The following is a 14,083-nucleotide window of genomic DNA, read 5'->3' as shown; positions in this document are numbered from 1 at the left end:
CGAAAGCTAACCCCATTAGAGTGAAAATATCTCGAATGTCAAACGAAAGAAGACGCGTGCGTTGCAGCATCCGCGGTGGCTGTTTCGATCAGCGCAACATTCGTCTGATGGCAAAGATCACGGATCAGTTCGGACTGGCAGGCGTCGGTGATGAACGTATGAACCTGGGAGATCTGGGCGATACGAACCGGCGCCGTTCGTTCGAATTTTGTCGAGTCGGCCACGAGGATCACATGCCGGGCGTTGGCAATGATCGCCTGCGCCACTTTCACTTCGCGAAAATCGTAGTCGAGCAGAGCGCCGTCGTGGTCGATGGCCGACGCACCGATGACCGCATAGTCAACCTTGAACTGCCGGATAAAGTCGACGGCCGCCTCGCCGACGATGCCGCCATCAGACTGGCGAACGACACCGCCGGCAATGACGACCTCGATATCATCGACTACTCTCAACCTGTTGGCAACGTTGATATTATTTGTAATGACCATAAGGTCCTTGTGGGCGGCCAGCGCTTCACCGACGGCCTCCGTCGTGGTCCCGATATTGATGAACAGGGACGCTCCGTCCGGAATGAGGGCTGCCGCAGCCTCGCCGATCGCCTGCTTCTCGACGGCAGCGATCTGGCGGCGCGCTTCATAGCGCATGTTCTCGATGCTGCGCGGAAACGTGGCTCCACCATGGATGCGGTTGAGGACGTCCGCCTCACAGAGATCATTCAAGTCCTTGCGGATCGTCTGCGGCGTGACGGAGAACTGAGTGGCCAGATCCTCCACCAGGACCCGCCCGGTCATCCTCGCCACCTCGACGATCCTTGCCTGCCTGTCCGTCAGATGCATCTCGTCCCCGTGCTTTCGTTTTCTTTCACTTTGAGACAAAAGCCGCGCGCAGGCAACAGCCTTTACGAAGGAGGTCGCTTAAGGACGTTGCCATAGGGTGAAAACGAAAAGAGCCCGCCGCGGGAGGAGGTGCGGCAGGCTCTTCAAAAGACGAGAGCAACGGCTGGGAGGAGGAGTGCCGGTGCTCTGCTGCAGAAACCTCTGGGAGGAGGAGGGAGGGTTCTGCGTGTCTGACGATTTGGGAGGAGGTAAATCGTTTCGACAAGATGGAAGATACGCTAAACCCGCTCATTTTCTAGGCAGGAATTGTCAGGGCAGACATGCACCGGACGCATACCTACCTTGGCCGTCAAAACGAGGGTTTGCCCTGCGTCTTTGAAGGGCAAAAAATCACGAAAATAATTTCTGACTAATGGAATAAAATACGGCCGGCGTTCGTATAAGCAGGTATGGACCCGAACAAACGCTCATTCGACGTGATCGCACAGCTTGCCGCGTTGAGACGCTACGCACGCTCGCTTGCGCGCAACTCTGTCGACGCCGAAGACCTGGTGCATGACGCGTTGGTCAAGGCGTATGAGAAGCGTTCAACCTTCCACTCGGGTGGAAATCTGCGGAACTGGCTGCTCTCGATCGTCCACAACACGCATCTGGACGGTCGCCGCAGCGCCCTTGCCCGTCGTCGCCGCGACGACCTGTTTGCCGATGATGGCTCGACCGCAACCGAGCCGTCCTATCCGGCAGCGCAGGAACATTCGGTTCGCCTGCAGCAGGTTCGCGAGGCTTTCATGACCTTGCCGGAGGATCAGCGCGAAGCGTTGCACCTCGTTGCGGTGGAAGACCTGTCCTATCAGGAAGCCGCCGACACGTTGGGCATTCCAGTCGGCACGCTGATGTCGCGGATATCGAGGGCGCGGGCTCGGCTGCGCAGCATGGAAGATGACAAAGGGCGTGGCGGCCACCTGAAAATCGTAGGAGGCAAAGATGAATGAGACCGGAACGGTCGTCCTGAATGACCTCGACGCCTACGTGGACAACCAGCTCGACGCGGCGGGACGCCTGCGTGTCGAGAACTATCTGTCCAGCCACCCGGAAGACGCCGCACGCGTCATGGCCGATCTCGGAATGCGGACGACGCTGAAGCTCGCTCTCACCGATGACGCCGTGCATGGCAGGACGGAGACCCGCGAGGCGGCGAGACGACTTTCCGCGAGTCTTGAAAGCCGGCGTACTTTTACCGCGCTCAGACGCGTCGCGGCGATTGCCATGCTTGTTTCGGCAGGATGGTTTGCCAATTCCTCGATCGGTCCGTTCGGTCCGAGCGAAGTCAATGCTTCGGTCCAGCCGCCAGCACTGATCGAAAACGCGGTGCGGGCGCACGAGACGTCGCTCGTTCGCGAAAAGATGCCATCCCAGCCGGAAGCAAGGACCTACGACCGGGAGGACATCCGCGCCGCAACGGCAATCGTCATGCCAGAACTGCCCAAGGGCTGGCAGGTAACCGATGTGCAGATCTTCCCTTCTGACTACGGCCCAAGCGTCGAGGCAAGTATGCGCACGGCCGATGGCGTCAGAGTATCGCTCTATGCGGTGCGACCTGGCCATTTCGCGGTCGAGCCGATCAAGGACATGAATATGCCGAAGGCCGAAGCGGCCTGGTGGCAGATCGGCGACGTGGCTTACGCCGTGGTGTCGAGCACGACCGATATCGGCCTCGCAGACGAGGCCGAGCTTCTCAAGAATTCCCTTTACTGATCAACAGGAGATTCCGAATGTATGAAAACGACCGGCGCTGGGGCGCGACGACAGCACAATCCGGCGCAGTCTTCGATGAAGGCCTTCGCCAGCACATGCTGCGCATCTACAATTACATGGGGCTTGGCCTCGTCATCACCGGTATCGTCGCCTTCATCGTCGGCACCACGCCGGCGCTTTACGTGCCGATCTTCTCCAGCCCGCTGAAGTGGGTGGTGATGCTGGCGCCGCTCGCCTTCGTCTTCTTCTTCTCGTTCAAGATTCAGTCCATGTCGGCCGCCTCTGCGCAGATGACCTTCTGGGCGTTCTGCGCCGTCATGGGTCTGTCCCTTGCTTCGGTATTCCTTGTATTTACCGGCGCAAGCATCGCCCGCACCTTCTTTATCGCCGCCACCATGTTCGGCGCGACCAGCCTTTACGGCTACGTCACCAAGCGTGACCTGGCCAAGTTCGGCTCGTTCATGATCATGGGTCTGATCGGTGTGATGATCGCTTCGATCGTCAACATCTTCCTCGGCTCCAGCGCCCTGCAGTTTGCCGTATCGGTGATCGGTATCGTCGTATTCGTCGGCCTGACTGCTTGGGATACCCAGAACATCAAGCAGCAGTATGCAGAAAACTACGATCAGGAAAGCCAGCAGAAAATGGCCGTGATGGGCGCGCTGTCACTCTACCTGAACTTCGTCAACATCTTCCAGCTGCTGCTCAATTTCACCGGCCAGCGCGAAGAATAGACGACAAGAACAACCGGTTCCGAGACACCTTTCGGACCTCTACCAGCAGGGCGGATCACTCCGCCCTGCTTTTCTGTGACCACGCGAATGACGGCCTGCTGAAGGATATCGACCTGCGACTTCAGATGAAATAGGAATGCGTGGATCGAATTTGTTCAACACGTGTTTACGCGTCTATTCCGGCAGTAAACCGTTCAAGCGTGTTCGGTTGGAAAACCCTCAGACTGGAGTCCGCATGACATCCTCGACCGCCGGTTCGGCCGACAAAGCCGCAGGCCACCGGAAATTTCTTGTCCTGCTCTTGGGCTCGATCGGCGTCGTCTACGGTGATATTGGCACCAGTCCGCTCTACGCGTTCCGGGAGGCTCTGCGACCATTTTCAGAGAATGGCGTCCAGCCCGAACATGTCATCGGACTGATCTCTCTGATGGTTTGGACACTGACGATCATCGTCACGTTCAAATACGTCCTGTTCCTGCTTCGCGCCGATAATGACGGCGAAGGCGGCACGCTGTCGCTGCTTGCCCTGTTGATGAAGAAGACAGGCGGCTACATGCCTGTCCTGTTCTTTGCAGGCCTGATCGGTTCGGCTTTGTTCATCGGCGATGCGATGATCACACCCGCACTGTCGGTCATGTCGGCGCTCGAAGGTATGAAGCTTGTGACGCCCGCCTTCTCCGACTATGTCTTGCCGCTCTCAGCCGCGATCATGGTCGGCCTGTTTGCGATCCAGTCCAAGGGCACCGAAGCAGTTGCCAAATTCTTCGGCCCGATCACGGTCGTCTGGTTTCTGGCGATGGCATGGGGTGGCATGATCCATATCGGCGACGATTGGACCATCCTCGAGGCCCTCAACCCCATCAATGCGCTCTGGTTTATCACCCACGCCGGCTGGGCGGGTCTCATCGTGCTCGGCGCGGTATTTCTGACCGTGACGGGCGCGGAAGCCCTTTACGCCGATCTCGGCCATTTCGGTCGCAAGCCGATCAGCGTCGCCTGGTTCATCCTCGTGTTTCCCGCGCTGGCCTTGAATTATCTTGGGCAGGGCGCGTTGGTCCTGAGCAACCCGGCCGCCATCGAGAACCCGTTCTATCTGCTTTATCCGGACTGGGCGTTGCTGCCGATGGTCATTCTGGCGACGATGGCAACCGTCATCGCCAGCCAGGCCGTGATAACGGGCGCGTTTTCGCTTGCCCGCCAGGCTGTGCATCTCGGCTTCCTGCCGCGTTTGATGATCAAGTTCACCTCGGAAACCAATACCGGGCAGATCTATGTTCCGGCCGTGAACATGATTCTGTTCATCGGCGTCCTGGTGCTGATCTTCTCATTCGGCGATTCAGAATCGCTGGCAACCGCCTACGGTATCTCGGTCACCGGCGCGATGGTCGTGACAACGCTGATGTCGTTCCAGTTCTTGCGGGCAGTGCGCGGATACTCGGCCCTCATCGCTGGCGCACTTCTGCTGCCGCTGCTCTTGATCGAAGCGGTGTTCCTTGCCGCAAACCTTCTCAAAATCCACGACGGTGGCTGGGTGCCCGTGGCGCTCGCCTTCTTCATCATGATCCTGATGTGGACGTGGACGAAGGGTTCGAAATACATCAAGGACAAGACCGCCAGGAACGACATCCCGCTGGAAGTCTTCATTCCGATGATCGAGAAGGAATCCGATCATTCGCCGGTCGTGGTTCCCGGCACTGCGATCTTCCTCACCAGCGTCCCCAACCGGACGCCGGCAGTCCTGCTGCACAACATCAAGCACAATCATGTCCTGCACGAACAAAACGTCATCCTGACAATCTGGACGCAGGACAAACCCTACGTTCCCGATCGCGAACGGGTGGAAATGAAACGCATCTCCAAGCGTTTTATCCGCCTCGACATCACCTTCGGCTACATGGACGAGCCAAATGTCACCAGAGCACTGACGCTCTGTCGGAAGGCGGGCTTCAAGTTCGAGATCATGCAGACCTCGTTCTATCTGGGACGGCGCAACCTGGTCAGCACACCCAATACCGGGTTGCCGGCCTGGCAGGAGCAGATCTACATGGCGCTGGCCGATTTCGCGATCGACCCATCCGCCTATTTCAAGCTACCACCCAACCGTGTCGTCGAGCTGGGAGAGCAGGTAGCGATCTGACCTGATACCGTTCGCCATCACGCGTACAGTATGCCGCATTGTACTAGCGCCGGGGTGTGCTATCGAAAGATCGAACCCCTGCACGAGGACGCGATGGAAAGGCTGGTCGGTAAATCGGAACAATGGGCGGTGCGCATTCTATGCGCCATCGCGCTTGTTGTTCTCGGCCTCTCGCATCAGCCGCCTGCCCTTGCAGCCACCGGTTTCGATCCGGCTGACTATGCCGAGTATGTGCTGCCGGACGGCACGCTGCCGACGCTCTGCGTCACGTCAAACAGCAATCGGCATGACCGGGACGGACAACACCACCATAGCCAAGGCGGCAAGACCGACTGCGAAGCCTGCCGTATCAGCGCCGTGGCGATGGTGCCACCCGCGCCGATCCACGCAGAACGGGTATTCCTCGCCCAAGAACTGGCCAAGTATCCGTTCCCGGTGGGCGAGATCACCCGCCAGTTATATCCGCCGAATACCGGTCCCCGAGCACCCCCCTTCGCCTGATGATTATTTGAGCCTCCGCTGCGGCTTTGCCCGCGGCTTGTTCAATGTTGCAGATCGGCACAGTCCCGCCTGCCATCAGGATAATACCGAATGATCATCTTAACTTCCGCCTCACCCGCGGAAAGCGACGCCTCGGGCGTTTCGCTTTACCGCGCCCTATGGCGCTGGCATTTCTTTGCGGGTCTTCTCGCCATTCCCTTCATGCTCAACCTCGCCATCACTGGTGGGCTCTACCTGTTCAAGGACGAAATCAACGATACGTTTTTTGCATATCGCTACCAGGTGGAAGCCGCCGGTTCGCCGCTTTCGCCGGACCGGATCGTCGAAATCGCCGCATCAGCCGTCCCGGGTTCGGCGGCGCGCTCTTACAAGGACCCTGCTTCGGCAACACGGAGCGCCATCGTCACCGTGTCGTCCAAAGCCGGCTCCACGCTCGTCTTCGTCAATCCCTACGATGGCGACGTGCTGGATACGGTCGCGTCCGCCGAAGAGTTCAATCAGGTGGTCAGAAGCATCCACAGCCTCGCCTATTTCGGTACATTTCCCAACATCCTGACAGAGATCGCCGGCGGCTTTGCCATGGTTCTGGTCGCGACCGGGATCTATCTCTGGTGGCCGCGGCGACAGACCGGCGGTGTGGTGACGGTGCGCGGAAATCCTTCGCGGCGGGTGTTCTGGCGCGACATGCACGCGGTCACCGGCGCTTTCGCAGGGTTGCTGATCTTCTTTCTCGCCGCCACAGGCATGTTCTGGTCGAACACCTGGGGCAGCAATGTCCAGGCCTGGCTCACCGACAAGGGCCTCGGCTATCCGGCAGAGCTTTGGGACAACGTGCCGGTGTCGAAGAAGGTGACGGGCGATGTCGCGCCCAATAGCGGCTGGAGCGTCGAAAAGGCGCCGGTGCCGATGTCGGGTACGCTGACCGGCGAACCGATAGGCCTCGGAAAGGCCGTCGCGATCGCGAAGGATCTGGGCATAGCCCCGGGTTTCGATACGGCGATCCCGCGGACAGGAAAGGGCGTCTATACAGCTTCCATCTTTCCTGACGACCTTTCGAAGGAAAGGACGATCCATATTGATCAGTATTCCGGAACACCGCTGGTCGACATGGGTTATCCGCTCTATCCGGCGCCTGGAAAGGCCGTCGTGTGGGGTGTCAATGTTCATATGGGCCAGGAATGGGGTCGGTTTAACCAGATGCTGATGCTCGCCACCTGCCTTGCGATCGTCTTTACCTGCGTCACCGCTGTCGTCATGTGGTGGAAACGCCGTCCATCCGGCCGCCTTGGCGTCCCGCCGATGCCGCCGAGCCGTTCCGTCTATTTCGGTCTGTGGCTGATCACGCTGGTTTTTGCCATCGCGTTTCCGATGTGCGGGATTGCGATCGTCGCGATGATCGCCTTCGACCAGATCGTCGTCCGCTTCGTTCCGCCGCTCAAACGCGCCTTCGCTTAAAGGAAAACACATGCGTAACACACTCATCGCTTCGCTTGCACTCGCGGCTTTTGTTGCCGCCGCTGGCCAGGCTGCTGCCCATGCCAGCGTCAAATCGACGACCCCAACCGACAAGGCATCCGTTGCATCGCCGGAAGAACTGGACCTGACATTTTCCGAAGCCCTGAACCTGCCGTTCAGCAAGCTTCACCTTCTCGGCCCCGACGGCAAGGAGATCGAGATCGGCAAAGGCGTGCTGAAAGACGCTGACAAGACGCTGACTGCGCCGGTCACCGGGCCGCTCAAGCCCGGCACATATACGGTCAGATGGAATGTGCTTTCGGTCGATGGCCACAAGACCAACGGCACTTACACGTTCACCGTGAAGCCGTGACAACGGCTGAGACCCTCATTGTAGTCTGCCGTTTCGGCTTCTACGCAGGCGCCCTGTTCCTCTGGGGCGCCTCAACCTATATCGCCGGTTTTGTGCCGGACGGTCTACGGCAATCGGTGTGGGCGAAGCTCACACCGATCCGCGGCCTGTCGGTGCTTGTGATAGCGGGTGCGACGGTTGCATCTCTGCCGCTCAACGCCGCCCTTCTCGGCGACGGCTGGCAGGATGCGGCGGATCTCGGCATGCTGTGGACGGTCATGACCCAGACCAGTATCGGCACCGTCTGGATAGTGCAGGCGATTGCTGCGGGCCTGTTGTTTGCGGCCCTTACGCCCTCCTCGCGCTCGAAAATCCTACCGACGGCGCTGGCGGCTTTGGTCGCTCTCGCCAGCCTTCCGATTTCCGGACACGCCGCTATCCACGATGGACCGTTGCGCCTGCTGCACCGGGCGAACGATCTGCTGCACCTTCTCTCGGGCGGGTTCTGGTTCGGGGCGCTGTTACCGGTCGCTCTGCTTCTCCCCGCGCTCAGGGACCAGTCGACGCGACACGATGCCACGACCGCTTTGATCGGCTTTTCCCGGGCAGGTCATGTTGCCGTGGCACTTGTGATCGTGACAGGGCTGTTCAGCACATGGCTCATCGTCGGCGGCCTGCCGCTTAACTGGTCCTTGCCCTATCAGCTGCTGCTTTCGGCCAAGATCCTGATCGTTGCAACCATGGTCGCGCTGGCGATCGTCAACCGTTACGTCTTCGTGCGGCTGCTCGACCGCAGCCCGCTGATGTATCGAAGCCTCGTCTGCGCGACGGTCACGGAAATCGGGCTAAGCCTCGGAGTGCTCGCCCTCGTCGCCTATTTCGGTCGTTTGCAGCCGGTCTAGACGTCAGGCGAACAGGACGCAGACGGGACTGCCGATCTCGAACGGCTCGCCGATGGTCGTCAGCGTCCCGTGTTCCCCATCGATCTCAAAGAAGACCAGCGAGTGGCTGTCCTGGTTGGCGACGATGAGATAGCGACCGGTGGGATCGATGGCGAAATCCCGCGGGGTTCTGCCCATGGTGGGATACCAGCCGAGGGTTCTCAACCCGCCATCGGCCAGAATTTCACAGGCGACGATCGTGTCATGGCCGCGGTTGGAGACATACAGAAACCTGCCATTCGGATGAATTTTGATCGCCGCGCAGGACGACGTGCCGGCAAAATCGGCCGGCACTGTGCTGGTTTCTGACAGGAGCGTGAAATTGTCTCCCTCGATGGCATAGGCACCGACGGTGCAGGCGGCCTCATGCGCGACGTAGAGCCTACGACCATCCCGCGAGCAGACGATATGGCGCGGAAGCGAACCGCCGGGCACGTGCAGCACGACATCCGGCTCTGAGCCTATTCCCTGATCGCCGAATGCATATCTGGCGATCTCGTCGGTCCCGAGATCGCAAACGAGAACATGCCGATCGCCAGGCATGACCAAAACCTGGTGCACATGCGGGCCTTCCTGCCTGTCGGTGACGGGGCCGGATCCTGTCCGCTGGATCACCATGACGTCGTCGTCATCGGGAAGACCCTGATGATCAAGACCGTAAGCGACCGCACTTCCGCTGCCGTAATTGGCAACGAACAGCCGTTTCCCTGAACTGTCGAGCGAAACATGACACGGCGCTGAACCTCTCGCCGATATGCGCTTCGCCAAGTTTAGACCGCCGTCCACATCGATCTGCAGGACAACCACGCCCGCCTGCGCCTCGTCGTCGAGTTCCTCGACGGCATAGAGGACGTTTCCATCCTGCCCGAGCGCCAGATAGGTGGGGTTGCGGATCGCTTCGAACGCCGCGACCTCTTCGAACCGGCCCGTCTGGAAATCAAGGGAAAGCAGGCTGACGCCTTTTCCCTTGCCCTCCACATGCGGCATCGATTCCGTGTAGCTGCCTATGATGACGCGCGCCGTCTGAAGATCGTCCATGCTGTCCTCACCCTATCGCCATCAGGCTCGCGTTGCCGCCAGCGGCCGCCGTATTCACGGAGACCGACACTTCTTCAAGCAGCCAGTTCAGGCAATAGGGCTCATCCATGCCCGCGATGTCAGCTGAGGAAGCCGCCTGCGTCAGCACCAGCGGGCCGGGAAGGCTGGCAATACGGCGCGAGACGGAGATCAGGCTATTGCCGTCGCCTTCCACCAAGGCACCGGCATAGGGTCCATGGTTTGCCCAATCGGAAGACCAGATGATCCGGGCAGCGATTTCGGCCGGTAGATCGGAGAACTTGCTCTGAAGGCCGGAGTCCGTGTCGATGGTGACGCTGTTGCCTGTTGCGAGCGCGGCACCCAGCTGGGAAACGAGACCCGCCTCTGTCTGCGGCACGAGCAGGATGCGCCCGCGCGGATGCAGACTATAGGTGTTGCGCTCGCCGACGGGGCCGGGAAGTTCCTGCGACATGCCGAGAGCGGATTCGCGACCCAGTTCGCGGATCGCTTCGGCGTCCTCGGTTTTGCCCTTGGCGCGCAGCCATTCGGCCAGCAACGAGATCGCCGGATCGACATGAACCGAACTGTGGCGCGGCGGCACCGGCGGCTGCTGCAGCAGGCGGCCGAGATAGAGCGGACCGCCGGCCTTGGGCCCCGTGCCCGAGAGGCCGCGTCCGCCGAACGGCTGCACGCCGACGACAGCACCGATGACGTTGCGGTTAACGTAGATATTGCCGGCCCGGACACGGCTCGTCACATGCGCAATCGTTTCGTCGAGACGCGTGTGGAGGCCGAATGTCAGTCCGTAGCCGGTGGCGTTGATATCGTCGATCAGCCGGTCAAGATCCTCACGGCGATAGCGGATGACGTGGAGGACAGGTCCGAACACTTCCCTCTCGAGGTCGGAAAGGCTGTCCAGTTCGATGATCGTCGGCGCGACGAAGGTTCCGGCGGCCGTTGCAGCGGGGATAGCGACCTGCTCAATGCGCCGGCCCTTGGCGCGCATCGCATCGATGTGGCCGTCGATAACTCCCTTCGCTTCGGCTGTGATGACCGGCCCGATATCGATCTTCAGCTGGTCGGTGCGCCCGACCGTGAGTTCGGCAAGGGCGCCGCGGAGCATGGTCAGCACGCGGTCCGCTATGTCTTCCTGCAGGCACAGGACACGCAGGGCCGAGCAACGCTGACCGGCACTGTCGAAGGCGGACGCGATGACATCGCCGACCACCTGTTCGGCCAGAGCCGAGGAATCGACGATCATTGCGTTCTGGCCGCCCGTTTCGGCAATCAGCGGGATCGGCTTTCCGGCGTTCGACAGCCGGCCGGCAAGCTCGGCCTGGATCAGGCGAGCGACGTCGGTTGAACCGGTAAACATCACTCCTTGTGTTTCGGGGGCGGCCACGAGTGCTGCGCCGATCTTTCCATCACCCGGCAAAAGCTGAAGCGCGCCGCGTGGTACGCCGGCCTGATAGAGAAGTTTCACGCCTGCCGCTGCGATCAACGGCGTTTCCTCAGCGGGCTTTGCCAGCACGCTATTGCCGGCGACGAGAGCGGCCGCGATCTGGCCGGTAAAGATTGCCAGCGGGAAGTTCCACGGGCTGATGCAAACCACCGGCCCGAGCGCCTTATGCCCCGGCCCCAGCGTGCGCTTGGCCTGTTCCGCATAATAGCGCAGGAAATCGATCGCTTCGCGCACTTCGGCAATCGCGTTCGGCAGGGATTTTCCAGCCTCGCGCATGATCAGGCCGAGAAGGGACGGCATGCTTTCCTGCATGGCATCGGCAGCCCTTTCGAGGCAGGCGGCGCGTTCCTGCGGCGCAACGGATTGCCACTCGGCAAAGGCTTCCTGTGCGAGAGACGCTGCCTTTTGCGCATCCGTCAGGCTTGCTTCCGTGACTGAGCCGACCACATCCGAATGGTCAGCCGGATTGAGCACGGGCCGCGTTTCACCTGATGAAGTTCCATCGCCAAGTTCTGGAGCGGCTGTGAAGGGAGCCTGGGCGCCTTCCTGAAACACGGACGCGAGGGAGGCAAGCGTCGTTTCGTTGGCGAGATCGAACCCCAGGGAGTTCTGTCGGTCCTTGCCGAACAGGTCGGCAGGCAGAGCGATCTGATCGTGTTTTCCGCCGGGAACGGGCATGGCGCGAACGACGGCGGCCGGATCGGCAATCAGCTCGTCGACGGACACCTGGTCATCGCCGATCCGGTTCACGAAGGATGAATTGGCGCCGTTTTCCAGGAGACGGCGGACGAGATAGGCGAGAAGCGTTTCGTGGGTTCCAACAGGCGCATAGATGCGGGCCGGCCGGTTGAGCTTTGCCTGACCGACGACCTCTTCATAGAGCGGCTCGCCCATGCCGTGCAGGCACTGGAACTCGTAATCGCCAACCTTGAAATCAGGTCCGGCCAGCTGATAGATCGTGGCAAGCGTCTGGGCGTTGTGTGATGCAAATTGCGGAAAGACGGCGTCGCGTGCGTCGAGCAGTTTCCGGGCGCAGGCGATGTAGGAGACATCCGTGTGCACCTTGCGGGTAAAGACCGGGAAGTCTTCGAGGCCTTCGATCTGCGCCTTCTTGATTTCCGCATCCCAATAGGCGCCCTTGACCAGACGCAGCATGATGCGGCGGTTGGAACGGCGTGCGAGGTCGATGATGAAATCAAGCACGAACGGGCATCGCTTGCCATAGGCCTGCACCACGAAGCCGATGCCGTCCCAGCCGGAAAGAGCAGGGTCGAAGCAGAGGTCCTCCAGAAGATCGAGCGACAGTTCGAGGCGATCGGCCTCCTCCGCATCGATGTTCAGACCAATATTGTAGGACTTGGCAATGGCGGCCAGCGCCTTCACGCGCGGCAGAAGTTCTTCCATGACGCGGCCAGCCTGGGCGCGGGTATAGCGCGGATGAAGTGCCGAGAGCTTGATGGAAATGCCAGGGCCGTTGTAGATCCCGCGTCCGGCAGAGGCCTTGCCGATCGCATGGATCGCCTTCTCGTAATCCTTGTAATAGCGCTCCGCGTCCTCTCCTGTCGTCGCTGCCTCGCCAAGCATGTCGTAGGAATAGCGAAAGCCCTTCTGCTCCATGGTCCGCGAGCGGCGCAGTGCTTCCTCGATCGTCTCACCGGTGACGAACTGCTCGCCCATCATCCGCATCGCCATATCGACGCCGCGGCGGATGACCGGTTCGCCGCACCGGGCGATCAGGCGCGTCAGCGCCGCCGAAAGGCTGCGATCGCTGACGGTCGAGGTCAGTTTGCCGGTGACGACAAGTCCCCAGGTCGCCGCGTTGACGAAGAGCGAACGGCCCTCGCCCACATGCGACTTCCAGTTTCCGCCGGAAATCTTGTCGCGGATCAGCGCATCGCGCGTCGCCATATCCGGAATGCGAAGCAGCGCTTCGGCCAAACACATCAAGGCGATGCCTTCCTGGCTGGAGAGCGAGTATTCCTGCACCAGTGCTTCGACGCCCGAGCCCTTGGCCTTGCGGCGCAGCGCGACAATCAGATCGCGCGCTGTCGAACGGACTTTGTCTGCGAGGTCGGCGGGCAGTGTTGCCTGCTCGAGAAGCGGCAGCACACTGTCGATTTCAGGTCTGCGATAGGCGGCTGTAATGGCCTTGCGCAAATCGGACTGCGGCCGGATCGGCGGGGCGAAATCTTCAAAGGGCATGGTCTCCAAAGAGCCAGGCAAGAATGTGTTGTGTTCCATCGCAGATGCCATTGTTCCGCCTCCCGAATATCAAGCCAATCTAGCGGATCAGCGACGATCCCGCGATGCGAGAAAAATAATCGAATCTGCTCTATATAGCTTCTCTGAAAATGGGTAGAATTTGGAGAAATTCACCACGTTTCGGGAGGAGTACAGAGAAAATGGAGAGGAAGAGCGATACACCTGGGGATATCGACCACTTCGACCGGAAGATCATGGATGTCCTTGTCGGCGATGGCCGGGTCTCGGTGACGGATCTTGCCGACAAAGTCGGCTTGTCCAAGACCCCGGTGAATGCGCGCCTGAAGCGGCTGATGCAGGATGGCTTCATTCTCGGCTTTCGCGCCGTTCTCAACCCGAAGAAACTCGGCCTCGACCATGTGGCTTTCGCAGAGGTGAAACTGTCCGATACGCGCGAAACGGCACTCAACGCGTTTAACGCAGCAGTATGGCGAATTCCCGAGGTCGAGGAGTGCCACATGATAGCCGGACGTTTCGATTACCTCCTGAAGATCCGCACACCCAACATCCGCCGCTATCGCGAAGTGCTGGGCGAGAAAATCTCCAGTCTGCCATTTGTGGCAAGCACCTCAACCTCGGTTGCCATGGAGGCGGTGAAGGAACGATAGGT

Annotated in this window: 12 protein-coding genes; 9 read left to right on the top strand and 3 right to left on the bottom strand. The window is 60.3% G+C overall.

What is annotated here, in order from left to right; translation table 11 throughout:
- Positions 1-38: 38 nt before the first annotated feature.
- A complete protein-coding gene (locus G6K99_RS19040; protein WP_062458885.1) occupies positions 39-836 on the bottom strand; it encodes a DeoR/GlpR family DNA-binding transcription regulator in 798 nt (265 codons plus the stop codon).
- Positions 837-1,285: 449 nt separating this feature from the next.
- On the opposite strand from G6K99_RS19040, the gene G6K99_RS19035 reads away from it, so the two are divergent.
- The 8 genes from G6K99_RS19035 to copD all read left to right on the top strand — a co-directional run bounded on the left by G6K99_RS19035 (position 1,286) and on the right by copD (position 8,672).
- Positions 1,286-1,828 (top strand): sigma-70 family RNA polymerase sigma factor, encoded by a 543-nt coding sequence (locus G6K99_RS19035; protein WP_062458883.1) that lies wholly within the window; start codon positions 1,286-1,288, stop codon positions 1,826-1,828.
- Complete coding sequence (locus tag G6K99_RS19030) at positions 1,821-2,591, top strand: anti-sigma factor (protein WP_062576492.1); 771 nt, start codon at positions 1,821-1,823, stop codon at positions 2,589-2,591. The genes G6K99_RS19035 and G6K99_RS19030 overlap by 8 nt, the downstream gene beginning before the upstream one ends.
- Positions 2,592-2,608: 17 nt before the next feature.
- The gene (locus G6K99_RS19025; RefSeq protein WP_062458877.1) at positions 2,609-3,325 is read left to right on the top strand and encodes a Bax inhibitor-1/YccA family protein; all 717 of its coding nucleotides are present in this window, start codon (positions 2,609-2,611) and stop codon (positions 3,323-3,325) included.
- Positions 3,326-3,560: 235 nt separating this feature from the next.
- On the top strand, positions 3,561-5,462 hold the full coding sequence (locus G6K99_RS19020) for a potassium transporter Kup (RefSeq protein ID WP_062458874.1): 1,902 nt from the start codon (positions 3,561-3,563) through the stop codon (positions 5,460-5,462).
- A 93-nt stretch (positions 5,463-5,555) separates the two neighbouring features.
- A complete protein-coding gene (locus tag G6K99_RS19015; RefSeq protein ID WP_174197492.1) occupies positions 5,556-5,963 on the top strand; it encodes a DUF2946 family protein in 408 nt (135 codons plus the stop codon).
- 90 nt (positions 5,964-6,053) lie between these two features.
- On the top strand, positions 6,054-7,418 hold the full coding sequence (locus G6K99_RS19010; protein ID WP_174197491.1) for a PepSY domain-containing protein: 1,365 nt from the start codon (positions 6,054-6,056) through the stop codon (positions 7,416-7,418).
- A 10-nt stretch (positions 7,419-7,428) separates the two neighbouring features.
- Positions 7,429-7,791 carry a copper homeostasis periplasmic binding protein CopC gene (gene copC, locus G6K99_RS19005; protein ID WP_062458865.1) on the top strand — a complete coding sequence of 121 codons (363 nt, stop codon included), beginning with the start codon at positions 7,429-7,431 and terminating at the stop codon, positions 7,789-7,791.
- Positions 7,788-8,672: a copper homeostasis membrane protein CopD gene (copD, locus tag G6K99_RS19000; RefSeq protein ID WP_371816243.1), complete on the top strand. Its 885-nt coding sequence runs from the start codon at positions 7,788-7,790 to the stop codon at positions 8,670-8,672. The genes copC and copD overlap by 4 nt, the downstream gene beginning before the upstream one ends.
- Positions 8,673-8,675: 3 nt before the next feature.
- On the opposite strand, the gene G6K99_RS18995 is transcribed toward copD, so the two are convergent.
- Together G6K99_RS18995 and putA are read right to left on the bottom strand one after the other, a co-directional pair.
- Positions 8,676-9,749: a lactonase family protein gene (locus G6K99_RS18995; protein WP_174197489.1), complete on the bottom strand. Its 1,074-nt coding sequence runs from the start codon at positions 9,747-9,749 to the stop codon at positions 8,676-8,678.
- Between the two features lie 7 nt (positions 9,750-9,756).
- Positions 9,757-13,413 (bottom strand): trifunctional transcriptional regulator/proline dehydrogenase/L-glutamate gamma-semialdehyde dehydrogenase, encoded by a 3,657-nt coding sequence (gene putA / locus G6K99_RS18990; RefSeq protein ID WP_371816242.1) that lies wholly within the window; start codon positions 13,411-13,413, stop codon positions 9,757-9,759.
- A gap of 200 nt (positions 13,414-13,613) precedes the next feature.
- Between putA and G6K99_RS18985 the strand changes: the two genes are divergently transcribed.
- Entirely contained in the window at positions 13,614-14,081 is a 468-nt protein-coding gene (locus G6K99_RS18985) for an Lrp/AsnC family transcriptional regulator (protein ID WP_062458856.1), read from the top strand.
- Positions 14,082-14,083: the final 2 nt, after the last annotated feature.

The organism is Neorhizobium sp. AL 9.2.2 (genome assembly GCF_013317225.1).
GTDB classification, from domain to species: Bacteria; Pseudomonadota; Alphaproteobacteria; order Rhizobiales; family Rhizobiaceae; genus Neorhizobium; species Neorhizobium soli.
This window is presented reverse-complemented; position numbering and strand designations above follow the sequence as displayed.

Bases quoted from the DNA above. Each gene is read 5' to 3' on its own strand.
- G6K99_RS19040 (WP_062458885.1), bottom strand. From the start codon at position 836: ATGCATCTGACGGACAGGCAGGCAAGGATCGTCGAGGTGGCGAGGATG.
- G6K99_RS19035 (WP_062458883.1), top strand. From the start codon at position 1,286: ATGGACCCGAACAAACGCTCATTCGACGTGATCGCACAGCTTGCCGCG.
- G6K99_RS19030 (WP_062576492.1), top strand. From the start codon at position 1,821: ATGAATGAGACCGGAACGGTCGTCCTGAATGACCTCGACGCCTACGTG.
- G6K99_RS19025 (WP_062458877.1), top strand. From the start codon at position 2,609: ATGTATGAAAACGACCGGCGCTGGGGCGCGACGACAGCACAATCCGGC.
- G6K99_RS19020 (WP_062458874.1), top strand. From the start codon at position 3,561: ATGACATCCTCGACCGCCGGTTCGGCCGACAAAGCCGCAGGCCACCGG.
- G6K99_RS19015 (WP_174197492.1), top strand. From the start codon at position 5,556: ATGGAAAGGCTGGTCGGTAAATCGGAACAATGGGCGGTGCGCATTCTA.
- G6K99_RS19010 (WP_174197491.1), top strand. From the start codon at position 6,054: ATGATCATCTTAACTTCCGCCTCACCCGCGGAAAGCGACGCCTCGGGC.
- copC (WP_062458865.1), top strand. From the start codon at position 7,429: ATGCGTAACACACTCATCGCTTCGCTTGCACTCGCGGCTTTTGTTGCC.
- G6K99_RS18995 (WP_174197489.1), bottom strand. From the start codon at position 9,749: ATGGACGATCTTCAGACGGCGCGCGTCATCATAGGCAGCTACACGGAA.
- putA (WP_371816242.1), bottom strand. From the start codon at position 13,413: ATGCCCTTTGAAGATTTCGCCCCGCCGATCCGGCCGCAGTCCGATTTG.
- G6K99_RS18985 (WP_062458856.1), top strand. From the start codon at position 13,614: ATGGAGAGGAAGAGCGATACACCTGGGGATATCGACCACTTCGACCGG.